The following is a 14,947-nucleotide window of genomic DNA, read 5'->3' as shown; positions in this document are numbered from 1 at the left end:
GATAAATCAGTTAACGTAAAGGTTGTTTAATCTTTTTCTGTATAAAATGGTTTCAACCGATATGTTGTCACAGGCTCCACGTAATAATTATATTTTGCCACCAGGTCACAGATTTCCTCACCATCAATCAAAGTGATAATTCTTGTGCCCTGACGCGCCGTCTTAATTGCACCGCGAGTAAAATCAGAATTAGTAATAAAAATACCAAATTCTGCGTTGTATTTATCCATTGCTCCGCGAAACTTATCTATTTCAGGTGCCGGCACATTAGATTGCCAGCGTTTTGCTTGCAGAGCTACTCTGGTAGTCCGATAATCGTTTGAACGAACATAGCCAAAACCATCAAGACCACCGTCAGCCACATAGTTAACGCCAACCGTCTTATCGACGTCAATTCCCATTTTGGTAAGTAAACCACGGCAAAAAAGTTCAAACTTTTTCGGACTCATTTTCATCAGGGCATCTAGCAAATCTTGTCTCCACTGATCTTCTTCTGTATCTTCATCCGTAGTTTCCTTAGCAGAATCAATTTCAGCCAAGTTCTTTTTCTTTAATTCCTGAGAATCATTATCTTCTAAAAAGGGGCGAACATCCTTTTCCGGATCAAAAGTATCAAGATCAACTTTACGACCTTTTTCAGATAATTCTACTTGATGATCATCTTCGGTTAAAAAACCAGTTCTTACTAAATACATAACTGCATAATTAAATGTATAGTCAAATGGTTTATACTTATTACCAGTTTTCTTAGATACCTTAACTTCATTCACTTCTTGTTCAGAAATTGCGACAGAATTGTCACGAATATCTGAACAAATTTCACGTCTTGTTACCTGACCACCAAGGCGACGCATTGCAATCAGAATTTCTTTCATAGTTAGATTCTCAATATTAATTTGTCGATTAGCCATTCACTTTATCTCCATTTTATAAATATAAATTTTTATATGAAATTATTTTCTCTTACTTATATTTTTTGCCGATACTGACAAAATAAAATCTGCCATAGTTAAAGCAGCGTTTAAAGCAAGACGCGCATGGTGTTCTTCAACTTTTATTCTTTTTCTTCCCAAACCATGAGCATCGCTTTCTTTGTTTCTCATTTCTGCTATCGCATTAACGATATTTTCTAGACCGGAAAGTAATTCATTTATTCTCTTATCAACATCTTTGCCTGTACTCATTGAATAAGCTAATTTAACTTGTCCATACAGTTTCTTAATATTTCCCTTTCTTGAAGGTTGAATCCCATCTACTTCAAGAACATACATAAATACCTCTTCAAGAAGAGTTCTTGCTTGAGTTAAAACACTATCAAAGTTGCCTTGCCTTAAATTTTCATTTGCTTTACTTTGAACCTCTTTAATGTATGTTCTGTCAATCTTTTGGATATATTTGCTCTTTATTTCAAACAGGTCAGATTTTAAAAACACATTATTATTTTTAATAATTAATTTATCCCCAGTATAATCAATGAAGTTATTAATTTTTTTAATAGCTAGAGTTGTTGCTTTTTGATAATACTCTTCGAACATTTCAACGGACAAGTCAGAAATATTTTTACACATGCTAAAATTAGTTTTACTAAACAAATAGCTCAAAATTTCCTGTGTCTTATTTTTATATTTTGCCTTTTCAAACATCTCTTGCATGTATGACCAGCGAGAGAATATATCATATTCAATTGGACTTCCAAACTTTTCAGATAAGTCACAAATATCTGGACCTGATAAATACGGCATATGAATCTCTACATTCATAGGTTGGCCATTATGTATTTTATCCTCACTAATTAAATTATCTAAGCAAGCGTCTCCATCCAAAATTTCAATAATTGGCTTTTTCATTAAAAAATCATATTCACTTTTTGGCAACACGTCTCACAACTTTCGAGAAATTATATTTACAAATAATAACTATCAATTTTTACTCTTCAGATTCTAAAGGTTTGATCTTTGTATTGTAGACTAGCTTAACCCTTTCGCGTACCTCAGTCTTCCAGCTAAGCCAATTCTTTAATTTACTATCAGGATGAGTCTCTTTGAACCTATCAAAATATCTTTTACTTACCAAATCTCCCATACCTTTATGATTGATTTCATCAGGCTTATAATTGTTAACAACATAGTTCAAATTGCCATAATCAAGACCGAAATCATCTGCCAGTTGACTTAAAATTTTTTTATTTTCCTGCTTGATAGAGTTTTCTAATACATCTTCAACTTTTTGATCAGAATATTTTTGTGGATTAAGTTGAACATCTTGCCAAATCGAACGAATATGGTTCGCACGTGGCTCATTAGTTTTAGCATATTGATCAATGTAGTTACCAACTTGTGAAGTCTCACTTTGATCTTTAGACTTTTGTGCAACATTTACTTGTTGGCTTTGCTGATTCGCTGTTGAAATATAATCTTGAATGAGTGACATAATATAGCGTTCATCCACTTCTTTAATATGAATAGATTCAAGCTCGTAATCTTCGTCAAGATCAACGTCTACTGGGTCATCATCATTTTTATTTTCTGCTTTTAAATTATCGATAATATTTTGGTATGTACCTTCTAAAGTGTTTTCTATTTCAGATGGGATATCATCAACATTAACTTGTGCAGAAGCAGGCAGTTTGTCCTGCTTATCTAACTCATCATAAGTTTTAATAGCAGCAAGCGCCTGATCATATTTTTGAAAAGCTTCAGCAAACTGTTTCTGTTCTTTTTTGGGGGCATTAATGAGCGTAGCCAATATCTGTGGATTATCGACATATTTGTCTAGTTTCTTACGTGCTTGTACATAACGCTTACGTGACGTATTCCAATCCGGGGCAAGAACGCCATTAGTGCCACCATTCGCATAAAGTGTCAACGCTTTATCTATTTCATCACTATACTGATTAGGATATTGGAAAGTTACTATTTGACCCCATTTTTTGCCATCATCATAAATACGGTTTGTTCTTGAAAAAGCTTGTATGAGGTTTTGGGCATTCATTGGTGGTCGGTCAAGATATAACGTGGACAATCTTGGCGCATCAAATCCAGTCAATAACCGATCAACTACGATCACTAAGTCAAGCTGTTGGTCTCGTGTTTGATATGCTTTATTTTTGCACGCCAAACGATCATTAACATTGCGATTATAACTGCCAAGTTCTGCCATAGAAAACTGCGTGTTAAACATTTTATTATAGTCATCCAGAGCTTGCTTCATTTCTGCCTGATTAGCCATTGATTCATCTTCGTTTTGAGAGATTGAATACGTAATAGCTATGCGGGGAAAATCTGGCGCCACTTTTTGAATACGATTAGGAACTTCACCGTTGGCAATTGCTTCCTGAAAAAGGTGATAGTATTTTTGTGCCTGCTTAATAGAAGATGTTGAAAACAGTGCCGAATACCTGTGTTTATTGCCAAGAATTTGCTTACGATAAGCTAGATCTAAAATTTGCTTGACCACTGCCTTCATGTGAGCATCTGTGAGATAAATATCATCGTTATCTGTTTGATTTGAATTTCCTTCGTTATCAATTTTAAAACCAAGTACTTTTTTATCATGAATTGCGTCTTCAATAGTATATTTGTGTAATATCGGACCATAAAGCTGCTCTGTGGTGCGGGCATCTTGGCCATTTTCAGCCCGTGCGTTCTCCGCAAAAATTGGTGTACCGGTAAAGCCATACCATAATGGTTGACGGTGAAAGAATCTATCTAGTTCTCTTTTTTGAGTTGGGGTAACGGCTCTATGACATTCATCAACAATAAAAGCTAATCTTAAGTCCCTCAGCTTTTCATATTTTTTAGCTATTTCAGGTGAATTTTCCATTCGTTTGAATATCGTTTGCAGTTTTTGCCTGGTAGTTACAACCACATTGCGGTTGCCATCACCCAATTGCTTAGCCAATTCAAAACTATTCGCTGTTTCATCCACATCAATCGTGTCATTATTTGCATAAGTCTGAAACGCAGTAACGGTTTGCATATCCAAGTCCTTGCGGTCAATTAGAAAAATTGTCTTATCAATAGCTGGTATTTGTAATAAGTTGCGGGCGACTTTATACGAAGTCAAAGTTTTACCTGAACCCGTAGCGTGCCAAATAAAGCCAGACTTTCCTTCACGCGATGCTTTGAAAATTGCTTGTATTGCTTGAATTTGGTAAGGACGCAGCAGAATGATTCTCTGAGCATTGTCGTCTAAAACTGTATAATCAGCAATCATGTGATGTGCCATCGGAATGGATAATACATCACGTGCAAAGTCTAAGTAATCATTAACTTGCTGCTTGTTTTGATCAATCCAAGAAATTAAAAAATTAGCACGTAAATTTTGCCCAGCAGGAATATATTGAGTATTGGTACCATTGGTAACAACAAACATTTCCACAAAATTATAGATATCACCAAATTTATCTTCATCTATATACTTTTGTATTTGACGAAACGCATCCATAAAGCGACATTTTGGGGTTTTCAATTCAATATGAATTAGGGGTAAGCCGTTAATCAAGAGGGTAACATCAAAGCGCCTATCTTGATCAAGCGGTGACAAACTTGACTTATTGACTTCTATTTGATGAACAACTTCATAAACAGATGTTCCGCCAGCAATATTAGTGTTATCTAAAATTAACAAATCAGCATCTGGCAAAGAAGAATCATCACGTTTTAAGTGATGCCTAACCTGCCTGTTGGCACCAGCCAAGAATTTAGCAGCTTGGTAAAAATTAGGTTGGGTGATTTGCGTACGAATAGTTTCTTTTTCATTTTGTGTTAGTGGAACATCATGAAGTTGATCACGGTTGTTATCTTCAAGAATTTGGAAAAAGTTAGCCCATAATTGCGGAATTGTTTTTAAATCCTCACGTAAACGCCATTGATTAATACCTTGCGTTAATTGCTCAATTAAAGTTTTCTCCATTTGAGCTTCTTTAACTGCTGCCACTGACATATCTGTCTCCTTTCCCTGCTATTCAACAAACATATTTTGTAAAAGACACTTTTTAAGTTGTTGAAAATTTTGTAATTTCTTATTTTCTAATTCGATTAATTGATCGACTTTAGATAGGAGGTTGCCGATTTTTTGTTGTTCTTTATCTATTACTGTAAATTTTGCTTTTTTACTTTTAAGAATTGAAAAGTGTCGCCTATATCCTTCTGAATCAGGCTTATATTTTTGTAAAAAGGCAAACAAAAAGTAGCCATTCCAGTCTTTTACATATAATATTTTTATTCCGTCAGTAGCAATTAAAAAAGGACTTTCCGGTTTGTATAAAGACAAAGTATGGTCTCCAAAAAGTACTACTTTTTTATACTCTTTGTATGGTGCTTTGTTAGAAAAACCCAAAATGGGTTTTTCACCCTGTTGAATAACTGGATTTAGACCTTTTTTTGAAGCTTCTGCTATATATTTTTTATTTGGAACAACTTCTAACAAATTACCAACAAGACAATCTTCCCACTCGCCATTACAGCCTTTAAATCGCAATTCAGGTACTTTGGAGTCATGCTTAGGAAATAGCTTTTGCAATAAAGTCTTTTTTAGCAATTCCAAATTGTCAATCTTTTGCTGCTGCAAATCAAGTAGTTTATCTAATTTAGCAAAAAAGTTACCGATTTTTTGTTGCTCTTGTTTATCGGGTATAACAATTGAAAAATTTTTCACTTCTTTCATCGAAACTAAATTTGATATAGCAGAACCCGGATTTTTTTCTGTCAATTTTCTCTGCATAGTATAGCTGCGCATAAAAGTTAAAAAAAATGTTCTTGAAGTTGTTTTTTTATTAATTTTGAATCTTATTAGCGCTTGATTAAAAATGCCAGGCGTAATTCCCTCAGGTACTTCAGAAATTTTTCCGATTGTACCAGCACCACTCATAATAAAATCACCAGGTTGAAGCTCAAATTTTTTTAATTCTTCAAATTTTGATTTATTTATGTTATACCTGGTTTTATACATGTTATATATCGCATTTTGTTGCTCATAGACAACATAATCACCTTTTTTGACAAATGAATCTTTTCTTAAAGAACTCCCAAAAGGTCCTCTTCGAATGCCATTATTTTTGTCTAACATATCAGCAAATTTATATTTAGACCATTGTATTTCAAATTTTTTAAACCTTATATTGGGTACTAATCTACTATCACTCATTTACTAAGTCCTATCCAAAACTATAGAATATTCTTTAATTGGCCTAATGTTTTTTGTGCTTCTGGGTTTGTACCAACCAATTCATCCAAAGAATGCTTAATTTCATCAGTTGTTTCTTTTTGTTCTTTTGTAATGTTAGCCATATCTGCAACTAGTTTTTGCACGTCAACCGGTGGCTCCTCTTCAAAAGTATCAACATAACGCGGAATATTTAGATTAAAATCATTTTCCTTAATCTCATCAAATTTTGCCAAGTGAGCATATTTTTCAACATCTTGGCGTGCAGAATAAGTAGTTAAAATCCGGTTTATATCTTCTTCACGTAATCTGTTTTGCGTTTTAACCTTTTCAAAACCTTTAGAAGCATCAACAAACATGACATCCCGGTCTTGCTTATCTTTTTTAAGTACAACAATTACTGTTGGAATACCAGTACTATAAAACAAATTTGCTGGCAGACCAATAATTGCATCAATAGCACCATTTTCAAGTAGTTTTTGTCTAATTTTACCTTCAGCACCGCCCCGAAAAAGAACGCCATGAGGTAAAACGATGGACATTACACCACTATGCTTTAAATGGTAATAGCCGTGAAGTAAGAAAGCATAATCGGCCTTCGATTTTGGGGGTAAAACTCCATAAGGTGAGAAACGGGGGTCATCTAAAAAGCCCTTGCTTGCTGACCATTTTAATGAATACGGTGGATTCATAACAACTGCATCAAAGTTATTGGCTTCCTCTGCTGGCCAATCTTCATCCAGAGTATCGCCATTCCGCAAATGCCTATTTGCTTGGTCAATGTTGTGTAAAATCAAATTCATTTTGGCTAAATTATAAGTAGAAGTATTAATTTCTTGCCCATAGTAAGTAACTCGATCATGAGCTGAACCATATTTTTTAAAGTTTAAAAGTAAAGAACCAGAACCCATAGCAGGATCATAAACTGTCATTCCTGTTGAATAATCTTTACCCACTAATGTTAAGCGCGTTAATAGCTCGGAAACTTGTTGAGGTGTATAAAATTCACCCGCTTTTTTGCCAGATTCTGAAGCAAACTGACTAATTAAATATTCGTAAGCATCGCCCAGACTATCTCCTGAAGTTTTAACCAATTCTATTTTGCCAATTGCTTGAATAACTCCAGCTATAGTATCTGTTCTTTTTTGCGCCGTACTTCCTAAACTTTTGGAATATAAATCATAATCATCAAATAGCCCTTCAAAGTCTTGGTCCGAGCTTTCCAGTTTATTGAAAGCATCACCTAATTGCTTGACCTGAAAAGTATGATTGTTGACCGCTTTTAAAATACTATTGTAGGTATATTCAGGTTCAATTACATAACCTAATGATACCCGCAACTCATTAACTAGTTCTGCATCATCAGCATTATCTTCATATATTTTTTGAGCTTCATCTAGCGTTCCCTCTGGTTCGTCAGCTAATAATTCCAAAACGTTGTAAAGCATGTGATCAGATAAATATTTATAAAAGACTGTGCCCAATAAATAGTTTTTATATTGACTCGCATCCATTTTCGATCGTAATGAATCTGCCGCACTAAACAGTCCTTGCTGTAAACTTGTAGTCGTATTTGACAATGTTATCTCCTTTAATTTTAAAATTTATATTCAAAGTTATTTTCTAATTTAATTAGTTGATTGAAATTAGCTCAATCAATGTCTATTTAATTGTACCATTATATATTTATCAATCAGATAAATTTTAATATGCTTATTTCTTAGTGGATTTGGTATCTTTATCTTCATAAACCGAATCATTTGATACCAAACTTAAAATATCATTGACTTCTGTTTTTAATTTATAAGGTTCTCTAATATAGATGTTCTTGGGTTCTTGAGTAATTCCAACAGATTCTACAATTTCATTTCTCACAAAAATACAATCATAAATGTCTTTTGCAGCTTTCTTAAGAGTATTTGGATCTTCATTCCACAAATAACTTGAAAAGATTTTACTCGATGCTAAAAAATCAATAAAGTCTGTACCATCATTATAAAAAACAAAATCATTGAATTGATTGCTATTGACCATTTTGAGCGCAATCAAATAGGGAATTATAAAGAAATCTATTATTTCATTACCATTTCCGAATACATCTGCATGGTAATTAGAAGACAAGAATCTATTTTTAACACCAGTAATATCTATCATGCTTGTAAAATGATTCTCTTCCCTAAGACTAAAATTGAATTTCTGAGTGATCTCGTCACAATACTTTAAATACATTTTTTCATCTGAAGACATACCTTGTATATTTTCAGAAGTATAATTTGCATCCGGTAAGCTGATAATTGAATAAAAAAATCGATCAAGGTATCTATCACCGTCAAAACTTGAACCATAAAGCTTTTTTATTGTATTTTTTAATTCATAAAGATTGACGGAAAAAACGAAGGTAATTTTCTTGTTATCAAAAAAATGTTGTACTCTTTCTAATAGCTTAACAGCATATGTTGGACGACACCTATCTAATTCATCGATGAAGACAATTGGACGTCCATTTTTCGGAATTAAAGAAGCTAATTCCTTCTTGAATTTGGCTTCAATATCTTCTTCTGTATGAAATATATCTAAGATATTATCAATATCAGTTTTTGCAATTTCCTTAGCTGCTATTTTAACTAATTCTTTTCCCGCTTCAATAGCTACAGTCTTAGCTTTCGTTTTAATGTTAAAAGCAGTTGTAGCTATACTTTTGGATAAAGACACAATCGGATCTAAATCACTATCATTTTTCCAAGCGTCAAAATAAACAGTTTTAAAATTAATTTTTGTAAGTTTAGCAATTTCATCTTGACCTATTATGTCTAAAATTTGATCTTTATATGAGTACTGATTCTCTTCACTTAAACAGTCCAATACTAATTTACATTGTTTTACAAAAAAGGTTTTCCCCGAACCCCATCGCCCATCAAAAGCAATTGAGTATGAATCATCCTGATAATTAAGCATTTCTATAAACTTAAATAAGCTATTATTTCTTCCAACACTGTTCTTAACAAAAGTATCTATTATATTTTCTTCAGTTGGCTCTAAATCTCTTTTTTTCAAAAACATCTTCCTTTCTATTCGTAAATTGCAATTTTAAGTTGACACCTATTTGATAGATGCAATCTAATCTTAATTCATCTCTTGTAAATTATACTTTAGTATATTCATGCACTCAAACCCTCTTTTAATTATAAAAGCTAAATTTTAGCCAAAAACACAAATTTTCTAACCATTAATGACATTTATTCCACCATTTGCAGTTTCCACGTATAAAAGTGAAATTCATCTACTATACTTATTAACAGAAAGGAGAAGCAAGAAATGAAAATTAATTGTCACGTCGACCCTAATATTAGTGAGGAGCACGGTGAATTATGGATCAAAAAAATGACACCAGCAATTAATGAACTTTTGCAAAAATTAACAAGGTCCGAAAATTCACTATGGTGTCATTATCAATCTCAAATTTATCCAATTCAATTTGAAGACATTTATTCACTTGAAGTTGCTAATAGAGATATTAATGTTTATACAGAAAAGCAGCAACTTACATATAATGATCGTTTATCAAATTTGAAAGCAGATCTACCGAACTATTTTATTGAAGCTTCACGCAGCGCCATATTTAATTACCAGCATATCGACCACCTTGAATTACTTAATAATGGGTTAATCGATGTTGTTCTGACTAATAAGCATCGCGTACAAATATCAAGAAGAAATATTAAGAAACTGAAAGAGAGGTTAGGAATATGAAAAACACAAAGAGATTTATCATTTATTTGTTTAATTTTGCCGTTAGAGGCATCTTCATTGGCTTAATGATTTCTATCTTTTGCAGTTACGCATCACATAGCTCAGTTTATGTTCCATCCAGTCCATCTTTTACGACAAACTTTAGCAATTTGCTTAATGCTTTTACCGCCTCAATTATTCTTTGGGCGGTTACTGGAATATTTTTCGGTTTTGGCAGTTTTATCTTCACTATTAATCATTGGTCATTATTAAAGAAGACAGTTATAAATTTCTTCACCTACTATTTTGGATTTGTTTTTTTGGCCCTTTTAGCTGGTTGGGTTTCGTTAGACTTGATTAACTTCACAAAATTTACTGTGATTTTTGTCATCATCTACTTAATTTGCTGGTATTATAATTACCATAAAATTGCAAAGGAAATTGCAAATATTAATCATAAAATCAAAAAAGAGTAATCTAATTACAATGTCAAAAAAGTTGAGCATTCATATCAAAGTGCTCAACTTTTTTACTTGTGTTTCTTAAAAAAGAGATTTAGAAAAGATCATCATTCAATGTTAATCTTCCGCTTTTTAGCAAACTAAACTTAATATAAATCTATTCCTTTTTGATGTAAATTATCCAAACAACTTTGTAAATAAGCTTCGTCGTGCTCTGGGTAAATTGGATCAGTCCACGGAATAGCTGTTAAACTTTCGTACTTAGAACAATATTGTCCTCTATAATATGGATCAAACCATTTAAGATCTGGATGATAATGACGACGTTGCATTTCAGCTAATACTAACAAATGAAATTGATACAATTTGTAAGGTGAATGTTGAAAAACATAGTTAACAGTAGTATGGGGCTTGCCCCAGCCACGTCCGCGCAAAGCAGCAATTTCGCGGTGTTGCCCTAATAACTGCTGCCTTGGCAATCGCCAAATTAAATCTTGATGCCATAATCTCATGATTTTTCTTTGCACTCCTGAATTAAACGTGAGTTTAATAAATAAGAAACTTGATACTTTTCAGCTAAACGACTTAAAAATGGACCCAATTCATCTTCTGTTGGTGACAATTCTTGCAATAAATGTAAGTAAGTTTGCTTTTCCTCTGGCATACAAGTTTTCTTAAAGTAGCCCCAGACATGTTGATAGGCGTTGGTTAAGGTTTTAACTGTTGGAATTTGACTGGCTGCTTTTTCTAATAAGTTCTTGAATTCAATATTCTTTTGTTCTGACCATTCGTTGTCTTTAGCCAGCAGCCTAATCTGCTCATAGCACTGTTGCGAATGAGCCATTACCCAATATTTATTATAGGCCCACTCTTCTTGCCATTTTTCCATTTTCATTTGTCCTATTTTTTATGCATTTAAATGCATAGTTTTATTAATAATAAATTCTTCCTAACTAAATTTTATTACTAAATACTATTTCTAAACAAATGATTCAAACTAAATTTATTAAAACAGCTTGTCCAAAGTTAATAGCTGTTCCATGTATCGTTTTTGAACAATTTTATTCTTAGCTTTACTCTGAATTTGCTGTAAATCGCCAGTAACAACTTTTCTTTGTCCAAATTCAATATCCAGCACATCATAATTTTCATCAACAAAATCTTCGAAGTGCATTTCCTGAACAAAATTTGGAAAATCATTGTTAAAAGCATCAAGCCAAATCTTAGTATTATTATTTTGATAGGCTTTTTGCATCGACGTTGCTTCACCGATAAAGTAATGTTTCAAATCATATAACAAGTAATCAATGCGATCGTGATAAATTTGATAGCGATAAGTATTTATTGTCGGAACTTTATGCTGGGGCCATATGAAATGTAACTTTATACTTGATCTAATTTTGGCATAGTTTGATAAAAATTCTGGCGTAGTTAACCCTAAATCTTTTAAACTTTTAATACCACAAACAATATCTGCTGACATTTTTATCTTTTGATTATTGACGTATACAAATAAATTACATTTCTTGCACTCTAAATCATACTTAAGAGATAGATCTTTGTATAATTCAATATCACAATTATCTGGATCTTCATATAGAGCATCTTCAACATTTTTGACCATTTTAGGATCATTAGTTTCCAACCAACTGTAATAATCACTTTGATAGAAATTTTTCAAACGTTCAATGTTTTTTAAGTACACTTGCAAAAGTCATTCATTCTCCTGACTCTATTAGCCATTAACCATCCAGTCATGGAAATCCGGTGATTTTTTAGGGTCAAAATAACCATTTTCATCGATATTAACATCCTCAACTGCAATTTGCTTAACCAAATTAGCCCAATCTAATGCCGTTGGTAATTTTTTGATAGTAATTTCACCATTATTTAGTTCGAATGACACTTTGCTTCCCTTTTTCAAACCTAAAGCTTTTCTGATTTGTATTGGAATAACTACTTGTCCTTTTTGTGAAACTTTACCAATCAAAACGCGGTTCATAACTATGCCTCCTATTTATTTTAAGTCTTACAACTGTTTTACCAAAAACCCCTGTTAATACCAAAAAATTATGTCAATTAATTTTGTTAACAAAGTATTTGACATCAATAAAGCATCGCTTAAGAATAAATTATCTAGTACAAATTTCTCTTGTTTTTAAGCATCTGAACAAATGAGAAAAACTATTTAGTAAAAAGATTTTCATGCTACTTTTTATAATAATTGCTTTTCTCTTGTCCAGAAAACACTGTGGTAAAGCTCCGAAAACAAAAAACGTTCTAATTCTAATCTTTAAAATAGGAATTAGCACGCTTTTATTCTATATAAAATGGTCTTTACATAGAAATTTAGTATTTATTTTCTAGTCCGTTCTAGCACCGTCACCGCCTCTACATGCGGTGTTTGTGGAAACATATCAACAGGATCGATTTGACTAAAGGTATAGCCTTCATTCATAAATTCTTGCAAATCACGAATCATGGTTGCAGGATTACATGAAATATAAACAATCTTCTTTGGACCAGTTTTTACTGCTGCTTCAATAAATTCTGATGTTAATCCTTTTCTTGGTGGGTCGACAAAGATAACATCAGCTTTCATCCCCTTAGCAGCCCATCTTGACATCACTTCTTCAGCCTTACCAGCCACATATTTAGCATTATTGATACCATTCAGTTTGGCATTATTATTGGCATCTTTCACCGCGTCAGACACGCTTTCAATTCCACGAACAGATTTGACGTGTTTGGCAACGCTTAAACCAATGGTTCCAATACCAGAATAAGCATCAATCACAATATCATCAGGCTGTAAATCAGCTTTTTTAATAGCTAAATCATATAAGCGGGGGGTTTGCAGTGAATTGATTTGAAAGAAACTTTCAGGGGAAATCTTAAACTTAACATCACCTATTTGATCCGTAATTTGTGGTTTACCAAAGATTAAGTAATCAACTTTACCTAAGATAACGTTGGTCTTCTTCGGGTTATAGTTCAAGACAAGGCTAGTTACGCCATCGATTTGTTTAATTGCCTCTGCTACTTTAGGTAGTTGCGGAAAATCCTTGTGCAAACAAACCAAGATGACCATAATTTCACCAGTCGCTTTACTGCGGCGAATATCCAGGTACCTGATTTCACCTTGATTATGAATTTCATCGTATGCTGGGACATGATACTGTCTTAAAATGTCACGCACAGCGACTAAAACGCGGTCAATTTCAGGATCAGTAGTAAAGAAATTGGTCAGAGGCACTAAGTCGTGTGAATGTTTTCTAAAAAAGCCAATTTCAAGCTGGCCTTTAACTTCACGCACTGGCACCTGTGCCTTATTACGGTAGCCAGTTTGTTCTGGACTAGGCAAAGTCTCGCCTACTTTTACATCATCTAAATGTGCTTTCTGCAATAAATTTACTACTTGATTACGTTTAAATTCCAGTTGTTTATCGTATTTAACGTGTGCTAAAGATGCCAAGCCAGTTTGGACCCACTGGTTGAGCTTAATATTAACCCGGTCAGGACTTTCCTTAATGATTTGCTCGATTTTAGCAAAAGCAAAACTCTTTTTGACTTTTAAGATCTTGGCTTCTACCGTTTCTCCCGGTAAAGCATTGTTAACGAATACCGTCATCCCTTCATAATGAGCTACTCCCATAGCTTCATATGATAAGTCGGTAATTTCAAGTTCAATTATTTGATTCTTTTCCATATTTTGTCCTTTTTTACAAACACTGATTAATATATCTATTTTACTAAAAATCCAAGCAAAAGTAATGTACATGCCTATTCTTAATATTGAATTAATTTCAACTTTTTCCCTTCACACTTACTTTAGTCTGTGTTACTTTTAATATTAATAAATTAAAGAAAGGACGTTTTTCATGAATAATTACGATACTAATTCAGATAGGCGCCAAATCCACACCATTTCCGAAACCAATACTTTTTTAACTAAAATGTATGCTCTCATGGGTGGTGCCGTGCTGATTTCTGCATTAGCAGCTTACTTAACAATGACCGTATTCAGAAGCGCTGTGATGAACATGCCAGTAGCCATGATGTGGCTCATTTTATTTGTACCTTTTGGCTTATCAATGGGAATTAGCTTTAAGGCTGACCGTAGTCCAGTTGCCAGTTTAGTAATGTTAACAATTTTATCAGCAATTTACGGCTTTGAGTTTGCCTTAATTGCCGGCTTTTATACCGGTACCCAAATCACCACTGCTTTTGTTTCAGCAGCTGCCGTGTTTATTGCCATGGCCTTGTTTGGTACTTTTACTAAAAGAGATCTTAGCAACTGGAATTCGTACTTGAGTGCTGCTTTACTTGGTTTCGTTGTTGCCTGGGTAGTTAATATGTTTTTACGTAGCCCTGCCGTTACCTATGTCTTCTCGTTTATCGGTGTCATTCTTTTCACGGGCTTAGTTGCCAGTGATGCTAACAGAATGAAAGCAATTTACAGTAATTACGGTGATCAAGTTTCAACTAATGGTTTAGCAGTTCTTGGTGCATTGCAACTTTACCTTGACTTCATTAATATTTTTATGTTCTTGTTGGAAATCTTTGGTGGTAGTGGCAATAGCCGCAACTAA

At 33.4% G+C, this 14,947-nt stretch carries 14 protein-coding genes; 3 read left to right on the top strand and 11 right to left on the bottom strand.

Annotation, left to right across the window (positions count from 1 at the left end):
- Positions 1–26 precede the first annotated feature (26 nt).
- From JF75_RS03220 to JF75_RS03195, 6 genes are all read right to left on the bottom strand, one after another.
- Positions 27–911 (bottom strand): restriction endonuclease, encoded by an 885-nt coding sequence (locus JF75_RS03220; RefSeq protein WP_046331808.1) that lies wholly within the window; start codon positions 909–911, stop codon positions 27–29.
- Between the two features lie 42 nt (positions 912–953).
- Positions 954–1,874, bottom strand: a complete 921-nt coding sequence (locus JF75_RS03215; RefSeq protein ID WP_046331807.1) for an abortive infection family protein — start codon at positions 1,872–1,874, stop codon at positions 954–956.
- A gap of 52 nt (positions 1,875–1,926) precedes the next feature.
- The gene (locus JF75_RS03210; protein ID WP_046331806.1) at positions 1,927–4,944 is read right to left on the bottom strand and encodes a type I restriction endonuclease subunit R, EcoR124 family; all 3,018 of its coding nucleotides are present in this window, start codon (positions 4,942–4,944) and stop codon (positions 1,927–1,929) included.
- An 18-nt stretch (positions 4,945–4,962) separates the two neighbouring features.
- Complete coding sequence (locus JF75_RS03205; protein WP_046331805.1) at positions 4,963–6,147, bottom strand: restriction endonuclease subunit S; 1,185 nt, start codon at positions 6,145–6,147, stop codon at positions 4,963–4,965.
- Positions 6,148–6,167: 20 nt separating this feature from the next.
- Positions 6,168–7,745, bottom strand: a complete 1,578-nt coding sequence (locus tag JF75_RS03200; protein WP_046331804.1) for a type I restriction-modification system subunit M — start codon at positions 7,743–7,745, stop codon at positions 6,168–6,170.
- A 133-nt stretch (positions 7,746–7,878) separates the two neighbouring features.
- Complete coding sequence (locus JF75_RS03195; RefSeq protein ID WP_046331803.1) at positions 7,879–9,219, bottom strand: KAP family P-loop NTPase fold protein; 1,341 nt, start codon at positions 9,217–9,219, stop codon at positions 7,879–7,881.
- A gap of 261 nt (positions 9,220–9,480) precedes the next feature.
- On the opposite strand from JF75_RS03195, the gene JF75_RS03190 reads away from it, so the two are divergent.
- A complete protein-coding gene (locus JF75_RS03190) occupies positions 9,481–9,915 on the top strand; it encodes a LytTR family DNA-binding domain-containing protein (RefSeq protein ID WP_046331802.1) in 435 nt (144 codons plus the stop codon).
- A complete protein-coding gene (locus JF75_RS03185; protein WP_046331801.1) occupies positions 9,912–10,370 on the top strand; it encodes a DUF3021 domain-containing protein in 459 nt (152 codons plus the stop codon). Before JF75_RS03190 ends, JF75_RS03185 begins: the two co-directional genes overlap by 4 nt.
- A 131-nt stretch (positions 10,371–10,501) precedes the next feature.
- On the opposite strand, the gene JF75_RS03180 is transcribed toward JF75_RS03185, so the two are convergent.
- The 5 genes from JF75_RS03180 to rlmD all read right to left on the bottom strand — a co-directional run bounded on the left by JF75_RS03180 (position 10,502) and on the right by rlmD (position 14,064).
- Positions 10,502–10,867 carry a TIGR02328 family protein gene (locus JF75_RS03180; RefSeq protein ID WP_046331800.1) on the bottom strand — a complete coding sequence of 122 codons (366 nt, stop codon included), beginning with the start codon at positions 10,865–10,867 and terminating at the stop codon, positions 10,502–10,504.
- Positions 10,864–11,244 (bottom strand): YbgA family protein, encoded by a 381-nt coding sequence (locus JF75_RS03175; protein WP_046331799.1) that lies wholly within the window; start codon positions 11,242–11,244, stop codon positions 10,864–10,866. The genes JF75_RS03180 and JF75_RS03175 overlap by 4 nt, the downstream gene beginning before the upstream one ends.
- 117 nt (positions 11,245–11,361) lie before the next feature.
- Positions 11,362–12,060, bottom strand: coding sequence for a DUF6994 family protein (locus tag JF75_RS03170; RefSeq protein ID WP_379859266.1), 699 nt, complete (start codon positions 12,058–12,060; stop codon positions 11,362–11,364).
- A gap of 30 nt (positions 12,061–12,090) precedes the next feature.
- A complete protein-coding gene (locus JF75_RS03165; protein ID WP_046331797.1) occupies positions 12,091–12,357 on the bottom strand; it encodes an AbrB/MazE/SpoVT family DNA-binding domain-containing protein in 267 nt (88 codons plus the stop codon).
- Positions 12,358–12,711: 354 nt separating this feature from the next.
- Entirely contained in the window at positions 12,712–14,064 is a 1,353-nt protein-coding gene (gene rlmD, locus JF75_RS03160) for a 23S rRNA (uracil(1939)-C(5))-methyltransferase RlmD (RefSeq protein ID WP_046331796.1), read from the bottom strand.
- Positions 14,065–14,236: 172 nt separating this feature from the next.
- Between rlmD and JF75_RS03155 the strand changes: the two genes are divergently transcribed.
- Entirely contained in the window at positions 14,237–14,947 is a 711-nt protein-coding gene (locus JF75_RS03155) for a Bax inhibitor-1/YccA family protein (protein WP_046331795.1), read from the top strand.

Origin of the sequence: Lactobacillus kimbladii (assembly GCF_000970755.1) — a bacterium.
Classification (GTDB): Bacteria; Bacillota; Bacilli; order Lactobacillales; family Lactobacillaceae; genus Lactobacillus; species Lactobacillus kimbladii.
This window is presented reverse-complemented; position numbering and strand designations above follow the sequence as displayed.

Excerpts from the sequence above, each read along its gene's own strand:
- JF75_RS03220 (WP_046331808.1), bottom strand. The coding sequence starts at position 911 with ATGGCTAATCGACAAATTAATATTGAGAATCTAACTATGAAAGAAATT.
- JF75_RS03210 (WP_046331806.1), bottom strand. The coding sequence starts at position 4,944 with ATGTCAGTGGCAGCAGTTAAAGAAGCTCAAATGGAGAAAACTTTAATT.
- JF75_RS03205 (WP_046331805.1), bottom strand. The coding sequence starts at position 6,147 with ATGAGTGATAGTAGATTAGTACCCAATATAAGGTTTAAAAAATTTGAA.
- JF75_RS03190 (WP_046331802.1), top strand. The coding sequence starts at position 9,481 with ATGAAAATTAATTGTCACGTCGACCCTAATATTAGTGAGGAGCACGGT.
- JF75_RS03185 (WP_046331801.1), top strand. The coding sequence starts at position 9,912 with ATGAAAAACACAAAGAGATTTATCATTTATTTGTTTAATTTTGCCGTT.
- JF75_RS03180 (WP_046331800.1), bottom strand. The coding sequence starts at position 10,867 with ATGAGATTATGGCATCAAGATTTAATTTGGCGATTGCCAAGGCAGCAG.
- JF75_RS03175 (WP_046331799.1), bottom strand. The coding sequence starts at position 11,244 with ATGGAAAAATGGCAAGAAGAGTGGGCCTATAATAAATATTGGGTAATG.
- JF75_RS03165 (WP_046331797.1), bottom strand. The coding sequence starts at position 12,357 with ATGAACCGCGTTTTGATTGGTAAAGTTTCACAAAAAGGACAAGTAGTT.
- rlmD (WP_046331796.1), bottom strand. The coding sequence starts at position 14,064 with ATGGAAAAGAATCAAATAATTGAACTTGAAATTACCGACTTATCATAT.
- JF75_RS03155 (WP_046331795.1), top strand. The coding sequence starts at position 14,237 with ATGAATAATTACGATACTAATTCAGATAGGCGCCAAATCCACACCATT.